This window comes from Sphingopyxis sp. CR5, assembly GCF_059693785.1.
Map to the genome: position 1 here is coordinate 351,090 of NZ_JCATIE010000003.1, position 13,998 is coordinate 365,087.

The window sequence follows — 13,998 nt, forward strand, 5'->3', positions numbered from 1 at the left end:
CTGCGCCGCTAAGGCGGCCGCACGATGTCCAGTGCCGACGCCCTCCTCCCCCTGCTCAAATCGACCTTTGGTTTCGACGCCTTTCGGGGCCGGCAAGCCGATGTCGTCGCGCGGGTGATGGCGGGCGAGCGCACGCTCGCGGTCATGCCCACCGGCGCCGGCAAGTCGCTGACCTACCAGCTTCCCGCCGTCGCGCTCGATGGGTGCGTCGTCGTCGTGTCGCCGTTGATCGCGCTGATGCACGATCAGCTACGCGGTGCGCGTGCGGCGGGGATTCGCGCCGCGAGCCTGACGAGCGTCGACGCCGATTTCGCCGACACACGGCAGGCGTATCGCGACGGCCAACTCGACCTTCTCTATATCGCGCCCGAGCGCGCGACGGGCGAGGGGTTTCGCGCGCTGATGGAAGCGCGCAGCCCCGCGCTGTTCGCGATCGACGAGGCGCATTGCGTTTCGGAATGGGGTCATGATTTCCGCCCCGACTATCGCCTGCTGCGCCCGCTGCTCGACGCCTTTCCGCACGTCCCGCGCCTCGCGCTGACCGCGACCGCCGACAGGCATACGCGCGAGGATATCCTCGTCCAGCTTGGCATCCCCGCCGAGGGGCTGGTGCTCGCGGGGTTCGACCGCCCCAACATCCGCTATCGCGTCACCCCGCGCATCGGCGCGGCGAAGCAGCTCGCCGACTTCATCGCGGCCAATCCGGGACCGGGGATCGTCTATTGCCCGACGCGCGACGGCACCGAGCGCATGGCCGCGCGGCTTGCCGCAGCGACGGGGCGCAGCGTTGCCGCCTATCACGCCGGGCTCGACCCCGAACGGCGCGCGCGGGTGCAGCATGATTTCGTCGCGTCGGAGGACGGGATCGTCACCGCGACGGTCGCCTTTGGCATGGGGATCGACAAGCCCGACGTGCGCTTCGTCGCGCACGCCGGACTGCCGAAGTCGATCGAAAGCTATTATCAGGAAACCGGGCGCGCGGGGCGCGACGGCGATCCCGCCGAGGTTCTGATGCTGTGGGGCGCAGAGGATTTTGCGCGCGCGCGAATGCGGCTCGGCGAGCTGCCCGAGGCGCGAATAGCGGGCGAACGCGCGCGCCTCAACGCGCTGGCGGCGCTCGTGGAAACGGTCGAATGCCGCCGCGCCCTGCTGCTCCGCCATTTCGGCGAAGACCCGCCATCGCGTTGTGGCAATTGCGACAATTGCCTCGACCCTCCGAAACAGGTCGATGCGACCGTGCTGGCGCAAAAGGTCCTGAGCGCGGTCTATCGTACCGGGCAGACCTATGGCGCCGGGCATGTCGAGGCGGTGCTCACCGGGCGGAGCGACGAGCGGATTGCACAGCGCGGCCACGACAAGCTGTCGGTCTTCGGGATCGTCGAGGGCGACGACGCGCGGCTGATCAAGCCGCTGGTGCGCAGCCTGATGGCGCGCGAGGCGCTCGCCCCGACCGAGCATGGCGGACTGATGTTCGGTCCGGCCGGGCGCGAGGTGATGAAGGGCGAAGTGCCGGTGCTGATGCCCGAACCGCCAGCGCGGCGGACGCGGCGCGGCGGACGCGGCGAGGGTGCGGTGGCGAACCCGGTCGGCGATCCGCTGTTCGAGGCGCTACGCGGTGTGCGGCGCGACCTTGCGGCCGAGGCGGGGGTGCCGCCCTATGTCGTGTTTCACGACGCGGTGCTGCGCGCGATGGCGGCGGACCGCCCGGCCTCGCGGGCCGAGCTGGCGACGATTCCCGGGGTTGGCACGAAGAAGCTGGAGGCGTGGGGCGATGCGTTCCTGGCGGTGATCCGGCGGTTCTAGCGCGGAATGCCCTTGGCCTGAATCGTCATTGCGAGCGGAGCGAAGCAATGACGAGACGCAAAGCGGAAAGGAAAAAGAGACTCACACAAAGACACAAAGAGGCCGCGCGAACCACATGGCGGAGGTTTTTCGCCGCAGGCGATCGCATGGAAAGGTGCTTCGCGCAGATTCATCCACAACGTCCAAAGGCCACACGCCCTCTTTGTGTCTTTGTGTGAGACTTCTTCCTCTCGCCTTTGCCCTGGCGGCTTTCACGCTTGTCAGCAAAGCCGGCGGTTCTATACATCGCAGCCATGAGCGATTTTCGTCCCCTGACCGCCGACTACAGCGTCTCGCCCCAGATCAGCCTCGAGGATGTCGCGTCCGCGAAGGCGGCGGGCTTTGCGCTCGTCGTCAACAACCGCCCCGACGGCGAGGATCCCGCCGCGCCGCAGGGCGCCGACATCGCGCACGCCTGCGCCGCCGAGGGGCTCGCCTATGCCGCGATCCCCGTCGGCCATGCGGGCTTCAGCCACGCGCAGATCGACGCGCTCGATACGCTGCTCGGTGACGCGACGGGCCCGGTGCTGGCCTATTGCCGGTCGGGGACGCGGTCGACGCATCTGTGGGCGCTGGCCAGGGCGCGCGCGGGCGACGATCTCGACGCGATCTGCAATGCCGCCTCTGCGCGCGGCTACGACCTGTCGGCGCTGCGCCCGATGATGGACGCCTTGGCCGGAACGCGGTGACCGAGGCCGTCCTGATCCAGCTTGGCGCATCGCTCGTCGCGGTGCTGGTCATTGCTTGGCTGGTCAGGCGCATGGGTCTCGGCGCCGATCCGCGCATCGCCGACGACGCACATGCGATCCGCCTTGCCGACGAGGCCGAGACGGGATTCGGCGGGGTCGAGGTCGCGCGCGACCGGGCGGGCTTCGCCGCGATCGTGCGCAACGGCGAAGGCCGGATGCTGCTGATCCGAGCGCACGGCAATCACTTCGCGGCGCGGCCGGTCGATGCGGGCGTCGAGGGCCGGCTCGACAAGGATTTCCTGACGCTCACCATGCCCGAGCGGACCTTCGGCGCGGTCACGCTGCATCTCGGGAAAGACGCGGGCGTATGGGCCTCGCGGATGCGGGCGATTTCCGGTCGTTCGGCGAGACCGAACGAGGCGGTACCGGCCCGCTCCGCCACCCGGCCTCCCGTTTCAGGATACTCTGTGGGAGGCCGGGTGGGGGAGCGGGCCGGTGCCGCGGTGCCTTCGTCGGAAGGGGGCAGGACGCATGGATAAACTGCCCGATCCGGTCGTCTATGCCGTACCGGCCTTCATCCTGTTGCTCATCGTCGAGATGCTGGTTTCGCTGCGCGCCGACAAGAGCCGCTATGAAGCGCGCGATACGCTGACGTCGCTGATGCTCGGGACGGGCAGCCAGGTCGCGGGCGCGCTCGTCGGCGNGTCGTCTATGCCGTACCGGCCTTCATCCTGTTGCTCATCGTCGAGATGCTGGTTTCGCTGCGCGCCGACAAGAGCCGCTATGAAGCGCGCGATACGCTGACGTCGCTGATGCTCGGGACGGGCAGCCAGGTCGCGGGCGCGCTCGTCGGCGCGGCGGTCGTCGGCATGGCGGTCTGGGTCTATCAGTTCCGCCTCTTCGACATCGGGATCGCGTTTCGCCAATGGTGGTGGGCGTGGATCCTCTGCTTCCTGCTCGACGATCTGGCCTATTATGTCTTTCATCGCAGCGCCCACCGCGTGCGCTGGTTCTGGGCGAGCCACGTCATCCACCACAGCTCGCAGCATTATAATCTCTCGACCGCGCTGCGGCAGACATGGACCGGCTTCTTCAGCCTCGGCTTTCTTTTTCGCCTGCCGCTGTTCCTGATCGGTTTTCCGCCCGCGATGGTATTCTTCTGCGCCGGGATCAACCTGATCTACCAGTTCTGGATCCATACCGAGGCGATTCGGCGGATGCCGAAATGGTTCGAGGCGGTGATGAACACGCCGTCGCACCACCGTGTCCATCACGGTGTCAACCCGCGCTACCTCGACGCCAACTATGCCGGGGCGTTCATTATCTGGGACCGCATGTTCGGCAGCTTCGTCGCCGAGCGCGACGACGATCCGGTCCGCTACGGCATCGTCAAGCAGCTCGGCAGCTTCAACATATTGTGGGCCGCGGTCCACGAATGGGTCGGGATCGCAAAGGATGTGTGGGCCGCGCCGTGGCGACACAAGCTGTCCTATTTGTGGCGCGAGCCCGGCTGGAGCCACGACGGTAGCCGGCTGACGAGCGCGATGATCAAGGAACGCTGGGCAGCGGGACGGGCGATCGAGGAGCCGGTAGAATAGCCTTTCCGCTGGGGTGGAAACGATCTGCGCAGAGAAGGCAGAAATTTTTGTTCACGCGGAGACGCGGAGGCGCGGAGAAATATCACAGCCCCGTTTGTGCTGAGCTTGTCGAAGCACCGTTCTTTCTTCCCCCTTGAAGAAAAGAACGGCCCTTCGACAAGCTCAGGGCGAACGGTTTCTTCTTTTCTCCGCGCCTCTGCGTCTCCGCGTGAACCCCTTCTCATCACCCCGCCTTCAGGGGGCGATGTGTTTTCCTTGCCTCCCTCCCTAATGACATTCATGTAAGTCTCGAAAGGGAAGCGCATCATGGATCAGTTCGACATCATCGTCATCGGCGGCGGCAGCGCGGGAAGCGCGGCGGCGGGGCGGCTCGCCGAGGACGGCCGGCGGCGCGTCTGCCTGATCGAGGCGGGCGGGACGAACGACATCGTCCGCGTGAAAACTCCGGGATTGATGCCCTTCATCCCCAAGGCGTCGAACTGGCAATATGACACGGTCCCGCAAAAGGGGCTGAACGGTCGCGCCGGATACCAGCCGCGCGGTCGCGGGCTCGGCGGATCGAGCGCGATCAACGCGATGGTCTATATCCGCGGCCACCAGTTCGATTACGACCAGTGGGCCGCGCTCGGCGCGACGGGATGGAGCTACGCCGACGTGCTGCCCTGGTTCAAGCGCAGCGAGGGCAATGAGCGCGGTGCCGACGAGTGGCACGGCGCCGACGGGCCGCTGAATGTGATGGACCAGCGATGGCCCAATGCGACGAGCCGGCGCTTCCTTGAAAGCGCGGCGGCGCTGCAACTGCCGCGCACCCCCGATTTCAATGGCCCGAGCAACGAGGGCTTCGGCCTCTATCAGGTGACGCAAAAGGCCGGCGAGCGCTGGTCGGCGGCGCGCGCCTATGTCGAGCCGCTGCGCGGACGCGCCAATTTCGATATTCGCACCGGCGCGCTGGTCGAGAAGATCGTCGTCGAAAACGGGCGCGCGGTCGGGGTCGCGATCCGCCGCGGCGGCAAGCGCGAGACGCTGCGCGCTGTGGGGGGCGTGATCCTGTCGGCGGGCGCGTTCGGCAGCCCGCAGCTGCTGATGCTGTCGGGGATCGGCCCCGCGGCGCACCTTCGCGACAAGGGAATCGAGGTCGCACTCGACCGCGAGGGCGTCGGCGCGAACCTTCAGGACCATATCGACTATGTTTCGAGCCGGGAAACCCGCTCGACCGAGCCCTTCGGCGACAGTCTGGGTGGTACCTGGCGGATGGTGAAGGCGATTTTCGAACATCGCACGAAACGCACCGGGATCATGACGACCTGCTTCGCCGAGGCGGGGGGCTTCTGGAAATCGCGGCCCGACCTGCCCGCGCCCGACATCCAGTATCATTTCGTCCCCGCGATGCTCGAGGATCATGGGCGCACCAAGGTGAAGGGGCACGGATTTTCGTGCCACGCCTGCGTCCTGCGTCCCGAAAGCCGCGGCAGCGTGACGCTTGCCTCCGCCGATGCCGCCGCGGCGCCGCTGATCGACCCCGGCTTCCTGACCGACGACCGCGACATGGCGACCTTGCGCGCCGGCGTGCGGATGATGCACCGGATCGTCGCGGCACCGCCGCTGTCGGACTATGGCGGAACCGATCGCCACCCGGTCGACCTCGACGACGACGCCGCGCTCGACGCGCTGATCCGCAGCCGCGCCGATACGGTTTACCACCCCGTGGGCAGCTGCCGCATGGGCAGCGACGCCGACGCGGTGGTCGATCCGACGCTGAAGCTCAAGGGAATCGACGGCCTGTGGGTCGCCGACGCGAGCATCATGCCGCGACTCGTCAGCGGAAACACCAATGCGCCGAGTATCATGATCGGCGAACGCGCCGCCGATTTCGTCAAGACGGCATTCGCTTAGGGTCAGGACCTGGCTCGCGGTTCGGGTGCCGCGCGAGGCCCCCTGAAATAGCGATTCGCGATTCGGCGCGGCGGGACGGCTCAGATGCCCCCCTTGGCGGCAACGCCATGATTTTCCGCGGATTCACGCGGAGCCAGGTCAGGCAGGCAAAAAAAGAGGGCCGGGACTTGCGTCCCGGCCCAGCCTTTCAGGCTCTCCCCTCCTGAAACTGTTGACGCAATGAATGCCACATTAATGTCATGATGAAAAGGCCTAAATTGGCGGCAGCGCTGCTCAAAATTTGTGCAAGCGGTTTCATGCAGCATTCCGCACAAAAAAAGAGGCCGGGACATGCCGTCCCGGCCTTTGAGTGGTTCGCAGGAGGAACCTGGGTAGGACCCCGCCGCCCGTTTGAAAGAGGAGAGAGTGCGGCGGCGGGTATCCTGTCTCGTCAATAGTTGTAGGCGCGTTCGCCATGCTCGCCGAGGTCGAGGCCCTCGCGCTCGACCTCTTCGCTGACGCGCAGTCCGGTGACCGCCTTGGCGACGTAGATGGCGATCGCGGTGCCGACGGCTGCCCAGACGATCGTCGCGGCGACCGCGGTAATCTGCGTCACGAGCTGCGGGCCCAGCGCATAATCTTCGGCACCCGGTCCGCCGATGCCCGGAAGCATCGTAAAGGCCGTCCCGATGGCGCCAACCATGCCGCCGATCCCGTGGATGCCAAAGGCATCGAGCGAGTCGTCATAGCCGAGCTTGGTCTTGAGCACCGTTACCGCATAGAAGCAGATGATCGAGGCGACCGCGCCGAGCAGGATCGCACCGAACGGACCGGCATTGCCTGCCGCAGGCGTGACGGCGACGAGGCCGGCGATGATGCCCGAGCAGAAGCCGAGAGCCGAGCCCTTGTGGCCGTTGAGCCGCTCGGCGAGCATCCAGAACAGGCCTGCCGACGCGGTGGCGACGAAGGTGTTGATCATCGCAAGCGCCGCCGAGCCATTGGCTTCGAGCGCCGAGCCGGCGTTGAAACCGAACCAGCCCACCCACAGCAGGCCGGTGCCGATGCCCGTCATGGTCAACGAGTGCGGCGCCATGATTTCCTTTTGGTAGCCGATGCGCTTGCCGAGGATCAGGCAGGCGACGAGCGCCGAGACACCGGCATTGATATGCACGACGGTGCCGCCCGCGAAGTCGAGCGCGCCCATTTCAAAGAAGAGGCCGCCGACAGCCCACACCATGTGCGCGATCGGGAAATAGACGATCGTCAGCCAGATGATCCCGAACACCATCACGGCCGAGAATTTGATGCGCTCGACGACCGAACCGAGAACGAGGGCGAGCGTGATGGCTGCGAAGGTCATCTGGAACGAGATGAACACATATTCGGGCAGCTTGAAGCCGTCGCTGAACGTGTCGGCCAGGCTGTCGGCATTGACGCCGGCAAGAAAGAACTTGCCCCAGCTGATGAAGCTGTTGCCTTCGGGTCCGAAAGCAAGCCCGTAGCCCCACATCACCCAGACGAGCATAGCGAGGCAGGCGGCCGCGCCGATCTGGGTCATCGTCGAGAGCATGTTCTTGGTGCGGGTGAGACCGCCATAGAAGAGCGCGAGACCTGGCAGGATCATCATCAGGACGAGGATGGTCGCGGTCATCATCCAGGCGGTGTCGCCCTTGTCGACCACGGGCTCGGCCGCCGCCGCGGCGGCGTCTTGTGCCCAGGCGGGCATCGTGGCGAACAGTGCGAGGCCGGCGGCCCCGGCACTCGCCGCAAATTTCCTTGCGAACGTCATATTTTCCCCCTTCGTCATGTCAGAGAGCCGCTTCGCCGGTCTCGCCGGTGCGGATGCGCACCGCCTGACCGACGTCGAGGACGAAAATCTTGCCGTCGCCAATCGACCCGGTTCCGGCGCTTTGCTGCAGCGTTTCGACCACTCGCGGTGCGAGCGCGTCGTCGCAGACGAGTTCGATCTTCACCTTCGGCACCATGTTGGTCGCATATTCGGCGCCGCGGTAGATTTCGGTCTGCCCCTTTTGCCGGCCGAACCCCTTGACTTCGGTCACGGTCATGCCGGCGATGCCCAGCCCGGTCAGTGCTTCGCGCACCTCGTCGAGCTTGAACGGTTTGATGATAGCCAGGATCAGCTTCATGATGCCCCCTTTTGCTAATGGCACCATGCTGCGCTGCAACAGCCGTGCCAAATGCGACAGCCGCCTGTGATTATTAATATTTTGTGACGCAGAACGAGTCTGTAAGCGAAGAATAGTTCGCTTAGTGGGCAGGGCGCGGCATCAAATGCCTATTTGTTAGGCAGATCGACCTTGGCGAAGCGCGCCCAGATCGGCAGATGGTCGGAGGCGCGGGCGGCGAGCGGGCTTTGGTGCACCCCGGCTTCGAGCGGTTCGAAATGGTGCGAGGCGAAGATGCGGTCGAGCCGCGCCACCGGGCGACGGCTGTGGAAGCTGTGGCCGGTGTCGACCAGCCGGTGCCTGGCGCCGAAATCGGTCAGGCAGCCGCCGCGGCTGCGCCATTCGTTGCAATCGCCCATCAGGATCGTCGGCAGATCCTCTCCCTCGTCGAGATGAGTCAGGATCGCCCGGGCCTGCTGCCGGCGACGCAGCCCCGAAATATCGAGGTGCATGCCGACAACGCGCAATCGCGTGTCGCCGACGCGCACGGTCGCGGCGACGGCCCCCCGCGGTTCGAGCGTCGGCAGGTGCAGCGAATGGCTTTCCTCGATCTCGGTCCCGCGGCGCACGAGCAGCGCATTGCCGTGCCAGCCGAGGCTGAGCGGCCGGCCGTCGAGCGCGACCGGGACATAGTCGCTGTGCTCCTCCAGCATATGCGGCGGAATCGCGCTCGCGCGCGTCCCGAAGCGCCGGTCGGCCTCCTGCAGCGCGACGATGTCGGCATCGAGTTCGCCGAGCACCGACAGCACGCGCCCCGGATCGCGGCGCCGGTCGAGCCCGACGCCCTTGCGCATATTGTAACTGGCAACCTTGATCATCGGCGGCGAACGGCTTTCTGTCTTGTCCCGCATTCAGGACGAACCAGACCCAGATGGGGTTGCAGTCAGGGCGCGTCAAATTCTTCCATAAGGGCGCGCGCTTCGGCCAGGTCCTCGTCGAGGACCATCACACGCACCGGAATCATCAGCCCGACGCTTTCGGCGATATTCATCCCCGCGTCGAAGCACACCGCATGGACGCCGGCGCTTTCGAGGCGGCCGCGCAGCAGTTCGGCCTCGACCCCGTTGGGCAGCCGCACCAGCTCGACGAGCGGCATCAGGCGTCGCCCGCGATATAGCGGTCGGTGGGACGCGTCGGCAGGCCGTCGATGCTGCGATCGCGTCCCTTGAATTTCGCGGTCCATTCGGCGGGGTCGGCCTGGCGATGATATTTCTGCAGCGTGTCGCGTTCGCCCGCCAGGTCCATGCGCGGGACGCCCCAGCCGCAACTCGTCTGGACGCTGTCGACCGTGATCGCGAAGATCTGGCGGGTGCCGGGAAGAAGGGTGAAATGCGCCGCGAGCGTTTCCCACTCCGCATCCCGAGGCAGGACCGCGCGCCCGCGGCCATAGAGGCGCAGGATCAGCGCGCTGCGGTCGAAAGCGCAGAACATGATCGTGATCCGCCCGTCCGCCGCGAGATGCGCGTGGGTTTCGTTGCCCGACCCGCCGAGGTCGAGATAGGCGACCTGGGTCCCGGACAGCACGCGAAAGCTGTCCGCATAGCCCTTTGGCGACAGGTTGATGCGTCCGTCCGCCGCTGCGGTGGCGGTGAAGAAGACCGGCTGCTTTTCGATGAAGGCGATATGCTTGTCGGTCAGTGTGTCGAAAAATTCGGCCATGGTCGATGCTCCGGCAGGACGGGAACGCGGGGGTTCCGATCGCGCCCTATCACCAATTGCTGCCCTCTTCTATCGCATCGGCTTCGTCGGCTCGCGACGCACGTCCGAGCGCCGCGTTGCGATGCGGGAAGCGGCCGAAGCGGGCGACGATGTCGAAATGCTTGCGCGCATAATCTTGGAAGATCGGATCGGCGAGCTGTCCGAACAGGCGCAGCGATTCGCGCTGGTCGTCCATCGCTTCGCTGTGCTGGAACGGCAGATAGGCGAACTGGCGGCGTTCGTCGGGCCAGGCCGTGTCCCATTCGCGTTCGACGATACCGCGCGCGATCGCGCGCGCGAGCGGATCGGTGGCGAAGGCGTCGGCGTGGCCGCGATGGATGTTGCGCGGCACCTGATCGAACAGGATCGTCGCGGCAAGCGCCGTGTCGGGATCGGACAGGAAGGTTTCGGGCGGCCGGTCGCGCAGCGCCTCGTGCCAGTCGCCGGCAAGATCCCGGACCGCCGCGTCGAATTCGGCGCCGCCGCCGTACCAATCGTCCATGCCGTGGCGATCGAACCAGAAGGCGAGCAGTTGCTGCGCCCAGTCGGCGGGCGGCGGTGCGATGGACTGTTCGGGTCTCGAATCGAAATGGTCGGACATCGGGCGGGGGCTCCTTTACGAAGAGCCTAGCCCGCCCGGTGCCGCCCATCCAGCGCGCCTATTTTTTTTTGACGCGATAGGGCGTGAAATCGCCGAGCGCGACGAAGCCCGAATACATGTGAGTGTTACGGTCGTGCAGCTCGATCGTGTCGATCGAACATAGGCGGTTGCCACTGAGCTTGGTGACGAGCACATCGTCGTCGTCGAGCGCGTCGGCGCCACTCTTTGGCCGGTTGACCCACAAGGTGCTGCCGATGCGATAGACGATCGCGGTCTTGTCGATCGTCTGCGAACTCGTCGCCGAAGACAGGGTGATGCAGCTCTGCGGTTCACCCGCGACGCGACCTTCGAGCAGTTTCGCGAGCTTTGCTTCGCCGGTCGGCCGGTCCTTGGCCGATGCTGCAGCGGGGACGGTGGCGGTCATCGCGGCGGAAACTAGAATTGCCATCAACGGGCGCATGGTTCGACTCCTGTCACTATAGGTCTCACCCCGATGCCGACCCTAGCAGCATCGGGGTGAATGGTCGCTGACCGAAATCGGGCGCGCGCCTGCCGGTTCAGCAGGCTTCGGGCGGCAGGGGAATGCCGAGCGGGCCCTTGCACTTCTTTTTCCTGGGCTTTTCGGTCGGCGCGTCGCCGTTGCCGCCCATCGCGCCCATGCCGCCGAAATCGGCGCCGATCATCAGCGCGGTGTGCGACCGGAAGCGTATCTTTGCGGTCCAGTCGATATCCCAGGTGGCGTTGCCCGCGGGCTTGGGCGGATAGGCGAAATTGGCTTCCGGGCCAAAGGCGTTGAGGTTGCCGAACATCATCTCGCCCGAGGCCGCCTTGACCTCGGCGGGAATCTGGCAGCTTGTCTGCGTCGGCGGCATCACGATCTTCTGGCCGACCAGCTTCGCGACCGTCGCGGGGGGGAGCCAGTCCCACAGGCCGCCGCCGAATTCGCGTGCATTGCTGCTCGTCCACCAGACGATGTCGCCGCCCGCGCTGCCGCGGTCCATGCCGCCAAACGCCCAGGCGACATAGCCGGTCGCGGGGGCGAGCTGGTTCCAGCGCAGCAGCACCGACCCGTCGCCCTGCATCGTCGTCGACGCGTCGAGAGCGGGCATATAATCCTGGGTGAGGGTGAAGCCGATGTCGGATCCGACATTGCTGGTGATGCGGTGCGCGCCGAGCAGCGAGGCGTCGGCGGGCGGTGTCTTGGCCGACTTGCCGTTCGGCCACGCCGCATAGCTCTTGCTGTTCGACGCCATGACCTCGCGCACGCGCGGGATCGTCGTGGTGAAGAGGTTCGGCGGCATCTGTCCGGCCGCGAGTTTCGAAAAGTCGATGACGACCGGCTGGCCCGGCCCCGCCTTGGCGCCGCAGCCCCAGAAGAGGAGCATCCGCCCCTTCGGCCGCTCGAAATTCTGCGGCATCTGGTCGCTCTCGTCGCGCGGTTCATATTTGCCGGGCTCCGGGCCGAGCAGCGGCACCGACTTGCCGAGCCGGGCCTGCGGTTCGAACCAATGGTCGCCGCGCACCGGCGGGCTCGATGGCCCCTGGTTGGACCCGAGGCGCAGATCGAGCGTGTGGACGGTCTTGTTACCGCCGCCGAACATCATGCCCATCGCGCTGCCGAGTCCGGGCTTGCCGCCGCCCGCGGTCATCGCCGCAAAGCCCGAGGCGGTCGCGGCATCCATTTCGTAACGCTCCTTCGGGCCCGTCGTCTTCTGCGCCGAACCGGGAACGGCGGCGAGCGTGGCGGCAAGGGCGGCGAGGGATATCAAACGCAGAGTCGAACGCATGCAATCCTCCCTGTTGCCGGAATGGCCCGGCGGATGTGCGGCCCGAGTCTGTTCTTGTCGTTACGCGTTTATACGATGGCGCGAACGAGGCGCCAAGCCAGTGACGGCGGTCACAGCAATCGCAGGCCCGGCGGGGGCCGTGCCGCGCTTCGAGCCGGGTTACGCCGTCCCGCCCACCGTCAGCCCGCTGACCAGCAACGTCGGCTGACCGACGCCGGCAGGGACGCTCTGGCCGCCCTTGCCGCATACGCCGATGCCTTCGTCGAGCGCCATGTCGTTGCCGATGCCCATGACCTTGGTGAGCACGCTCGGCCCGTCGCCGATGAGCGTCGCGCCCTTGATGGGGTCGCCCAGCTTGCCATTCTCGATCCGGTAGGCCTCGGTGCAGGAAAAGACGAACTTGCCCGACACGATGTCGACCTGTCCGCCGCCGAAGCTTTTGGCGAAGATGCCGGTCTTCACGCGACCGAGCAGTTCGGCGGGATCGTCGTTGCCGCCGCGCATGAAGGTGTTGGTCATCCGCGGCATCGGGGCGTGGGCAAAGCTTTCGCGCCGCCCGTTGCCGGTCGGCTCGACCCCCATCAGCCGCGCGTTGAGGCGATCCTGCATATAGGCCTTCAATATGCCGTCCTCGATCAGGATATTTTCCTGCGTCGGGGTGCCTTCATCGTCGATGCTGAGCGAGCCGCGGCGCTGTTCGATGCTGCCATCGTCGATCACGGTGACGCCGGGCGCGGCGACGCGCTCGCCGATGCGGCCCGAAAAGGCGCTCGTACCCTTGCGGTTGAAATCGCCCTCCAGCCCGTGGCCGACCGCCTCGTGTAGCAGCACGCCGGGCCAGCCGGGGCCGAGCAGCACGGTCATCTCGCCCGCCGGCGCATCGACCGCCCGCAGATTGACGAGGGCCTGTGCCAGCGCCTCGTCGATCGCGCGGTTCCACTGGTCCTCTTCGAAGAGATGATCGTACATATAGCGGCCGCCGAGGCCGAAATAGCCCGATTCGCGGCGCCCGTTCTCCTCGACCACGATCGAGACGTTCAGGCGGACAAGCGGACGGATGTCGGTCGCGAGGAAGCCGTCGGCACGGACGATCTCGACCACCGACCAGCTTCCCGCGAGTGCCACCGATACCTGCGCGACGCGGGGATCGCGCGCGCGCGCGGCGGCATCGATCTTTTGACAGAGATCGACCTTCTTCGCGAAGGGCACGAGGTCGAGCGGGTTCGCCTCGTCATAAAGGTGGCGGTTGGTGCGGGCGGGGGCGGCGGCGGGCGGCGCCTTCGCCGGGTCGAGCAACGCAAGCGTCTCGGCGGCGCGGCGGATCGCCGGGGCGCTGATGTCGCTTGCATGGGCAAAGCCCGTCATCTCGCCGGTCACGGCGCGCAGCCCGAAGCCCGCGTCGGTCGAATAATCGGCCGTCTTGAGCCGCCCGTCGTCGAAGCCGAAGCTCTCGGTCGCGCGATATTGCAGATAGAGTTCGCCGTCGTCGGCCTTGGCGAGCGCCTCTCTGGCCAGGCGCTGCGCGAGGTCGGGGTCGAGCGCATCGGCGCGGTAGAGGAAGCTGCGGGGATCGGTGGGACTGTTCATCGGGTTGATATAGGCGCGCGCAGTGGCGTGCGCAAACGGCCTTCATCATGCAGGGCGCGATTGCCGGCGGGCAATCGAACGGCGGCATCGGGGTGAGGAGCGGGCGGTCAAAGTCCTCCCCACTTGTGGGGAGGTGGC

General features: G+C 66.5%; 14 protein-coding genes. 5 read left to right on the plus strand and 9 right to left on the minus strand.

All coding sequences use genetic code 11. The features are described 5' to 3' along the window. Positions 1 to 24 precede the first annotated feature (24 nt). From recQ to AC58D2_RS06560, 5 genes are all read left to right on the plus strand, one after another. The gene (recQ, locus tag AC58D2_RS06540) at positions 25 to 1,803 is read left to right on the plus strand and encodes a DNA helicase RecQ (RefSeq protein WP_497388479.1); all 1,779 of its coding nucleotides are present in this window, start codon (positions 25 to 27) and stop codon (positions 1,801 to 1,803) included. Positions 1,804 to 2,096: 293 nt separating this feature from the next. After that, positions 2,097 to 2,531 (plus strand): protein tyrosine phosphatase family protein, encoded by a 435-nt coding sequence (locus AC58D2_RS06545; RefSeq protein WP_497388481.1) that lies wholly within the window; start codon positions 2,097 to 2,099, stop codon positions 2,529 to 2,531. Then, entirely contained in the window at positions 2,528 to 3,070 is a 543-nt protein-coding gene (locus AC58D2_RS06550) for a hypothetical protein (protein WP_497388483.1), read from the plus strand. Before AC58D2_RS06545 ends, AC58D2_RS06550 begins: the two co-directional genes overlap by 4 nt. Positions 3,071 to 3,280: 210 nt before the next feature. Next, positions 3,281 to 4,129, plus strand: coding sequence for a sterol desaturase family protein (locus AC58D2_RS06555; RefSeq protein ID WP_497388485.1), 849 nt, complete (start codon positions 3,281 to 3,283; stop codon positions 4,127 to 4,129). Between the two features lie 306 nt (positions 4,130 to 4,435). After that, complete coding sequence (locus tag AC58D2_RS06560) at positions 4,436 to 6,022, plus strand: GMC family oxidoreductase (protein WP_497388487.1); 1,587 nt, start codon at positions 4,436 to 4,438, stop codon at positions 6,020 to 6,022. 430 nt (positions 6,023 to 6,452) lie between these two features. Here the strand turns inward: AC58D2_RS06560 and AC58D2_RS06565 are convergent, their stop codons facing one another. The 9 genes from AC58D2_RS06565 to tldD form a co-directional block, all read right to left on the minus strand. After that, the gene (locus AC58D2_RS06565; RefSeq protein WP_497388489.1) at positions 6,453 to 7,790 is read right to left on the minus strand and encodes an ammonium transporter; all 1,338 of its coding nucleotides are present in this window, start codon (positions 7,788 to 7,790) and stop codon (positions 6,453 to 6,455) included. A gap of 19 nt (positions 7,791 to 7,809) precedes the next feature. After that, positions 7,810 to 8,148, minus strand: a complete 339-nt coding sequence (locus tag AC58D2_RS06570; protein ID WP_003043080.1) for a P-II family nitrogen regulator — start codon at positions 8,146 to 8,148, stop codon at positions 7,810 to 7,812. Between the two features lie 149 nt (positions 8,149 to 8,297). After that, entirely contained in the window at positions 8,298 to 9,038 is a 741-nt protein-coding gene (locus tag AC58D2_RS06575) for an endonuclease/exonuclease/phosphatase family protein (RefSeq protein WP_497388492.1), read from the minus strand. A gap of 32 nt (positions 9,039 to 9,070) precedes the next feature. Then, positions 9,071 to 9,283, minus strand: coding sequence for a putative signal transducing protein (locus AC58D2_RS06580; RefSeq protein ID WP_497388494.1), 213 nt, complete (start codon positions 9,281 to 9,283; stop codon positions 9,071 to 9,073). Next, a complete protein-coding gene (locus AC58D2_RS06585) occupies positions 9,283 to 9,846 on the minus strand; it encodes a pyridoxamine 5'-phosphate oxidase family protein (RefSeq protein ID WP_497388496.1) in 564 nt (187 codons plus the stop codon). Before AC58D2_RS06585 ends, AC58D2_RS06580 begins: the two co-directional genes overlap by 1 nt. A 49-nt stretch (positions 9,847 to 9,895) precedes the next feature. Continuing rightward, on the minus strand, positions 9,896 to 10,486 hold the full coding sequence (locus AC58D2_RS06590) for a DUF924 family protein (RefSeq protein WP_497388498.1): 591 nt from the start codon (positions 10,484 to 10,486) through the stop codon (positions 9,896 to 9,898). Positions 10,487 to 10,544: 58 nt separating this feature from the next. Further along, entirely contained in the window at positions 10,545 to 10,910 is a 366-nt protein-coding gene (locus AC58D2_RS06595) for a hypothetical protein (protein WP_497388500.1), read from the minus strand. A 133-nt stretch (positions 10,911 to 11,043) separates the two neighbouring features. Next, positions 11,044 to 12,273: a hypothetical protein gene (locus tag AC58D2_RS06600; RefSeq protein WP_497388502.1), complete on the minus strand. Its 1,230-nt coding sequence runs from the start codon at positions 12,271 to 12,273 to the stop codon at positions 11,044 to 11,046. Positions 12,274 to 12,432: 159 nt separating this feature from the next. Then, entirely contained in the window at positions 12,433 to 13,860 is a 1,428-nt protein-coding gene (tldD, locus tag AC58D2_RS06605) for a metalloprotease TldD (RefSeq protein WP_497388504.1), read from the minus strand. Positions 13,861 to 13,998 lie beyond the last annotated feature (138 nt).

Coding starts and splice junctions, on each gene's coding strand:
- recQ (WP_497388479.1), top strand. CDS start 25: ATGTCCAGTGCCGACGCCCTCCTCCCCCTGCTCAAATCGACCTTTGGT.
- AC58D2_RS06545 (WP_497388481.1), top strand. CDS start 2,097: ATGAGCGATTTTCGTCCCCTGACCGCCGACTACAGCGTCTCGCCCCAG.
- AC58D2_RS06555 (WP_497388485.1), top strand. CDS start 3,281: ATGCTGGTTTCGCTGCGCGCCGACAAGAGCCGCTATGAAGCGCGCGAT.
- AC58D2_RS06560 (WP_497388487.1), top strand. CDS start 4,436: ATGGATCAGTTCGACATCATCGTCATCGGCGGCGGCAGCGCGGGAAGC.
- AC58D2_RS06565 (WP_497388489.1), bottom strand. CDS start 7,790: ATGACGTTCGCAAGGAAATTTGCGGCGAGTGCCGGGGCCGCCGGCCTC.
- AC58D2_RS06570 (WP_003043080.1), bottom strand. CDS start 8,148: ATGAAGCTGATCCTGGCTATCATCAAACCGTTCAAGCTCGACGAGGTG.
- AC58D2_RS06575 (WP_497388492.1), bottom strand. CDS start 9,038: ATGCGGGACAAGACAGAAAGCCGTTCGCCGCCGATGATCAAGGTTGCC.
- AC58D2_RS06580 (WP_497388494.1), bottom strand. CDS start 9,283: ATGCCGCTCGTCGAGCTGGTGCGGCTGCCCAACGGGGTCGAGGCCGAA.
- AC58D2_RS06585 (WP_497388496.1), bottom strand. CDS start 9,846: ATGGCCGAATTTTTCGACACACTGACCGACAAGCATATCGCCTTCATC.
- AC58D2_RS06590 (WP_497388498.1), bottom strand. CDS start 10,486: ATGTCCGACCATTTCGATTCGAGACCCGAACAGTCCATCGCACCGCCG.
- AC58D2_RS06595 (WP_497388500.1), bottom strand. CDS start 10,910: ATGACCGCCACCGTCCCCGCTGCAGCATCGGCCAAGGACCGGCCGACC.
- AC58D2_RS06600 (WP_497388502.1), bottom strand. CDS start 12,273: ATGCGTTCGACTCTGCGTTTGATATCCCTCGCCGCCCTTGCCGCCACG.
- tldD (WP_497388504.1), bottom strand. CDS start 13,860: ATGAACAGTCCCACCGATCCCCGCAGCTTCCTCTACCGCGCCGATGCG.